The organism is Streptomyces sp. SID13726 (assembly GCF_010548375.1).
In the GTDB taxonomy this organism is placed as follows: Bacteria; Actinomycetota; Actinomycetes; order Streptomycetales; family Streptomycetaceae; genus Streptomyces.
The window spans coordinates 1-400 of the sequence record NZ_JAAGLY010000750.1 but is presented as its reverse complement, the minus strand read 5'-3'; the positions used below and the strand labels follow the sequence as shown (position 1 = coordinate 400).

Genomic DNA, 400 nt, shown 5'->3' with positions numbered 1-400 from the left:
GCTCCGCCGGAGAAGTCCGCGCCCTCGTAGGCCATGTACAGCGTGCCCGTCTTCGGGTCGACGGCCGGGCTGGGCAGGGTGGATCCGGCGCGCAGCGCTTTGGCGGGGTCGTTCGGGTCTACCTCCGGTACCGAGGTGTCCTTGGCCACGGTGACCGGGGCGCTCCAGGTCTCTCCGGCGTCGGTCGAGGTGACCATCGCGTAGTGGGCTTCGACGACGGTGCTCAGGTCGTCGGCGTAGGTGATCCGGTCGAAGAAGTCGTAGAGGGTGCCGGTGTGCCGGTCGACGACGATCTGATGGCCGATGGTCTGGGTGTTGGGCACGGCTGCGGTGTCGACGAACGGCCGGGCCCTGCGCCAGGTGCGGCCGCCGTCGCGGGTGAGGGAGATGTATCCGGGAC

Annotated in this window: 1 protein-coding gene; it reads right to left on the bottom strand. The window is 69.8% G+C overall.

What is annotated here, in order from left to right; all coding sequences use genetic code 11:
- The coding region (locus G3I78_RS50105; RefSeq protein WP_164437336.1) for a sialidase family protein at positions 1-400 on the bottom strand (400 nt) is incomplete at both ends.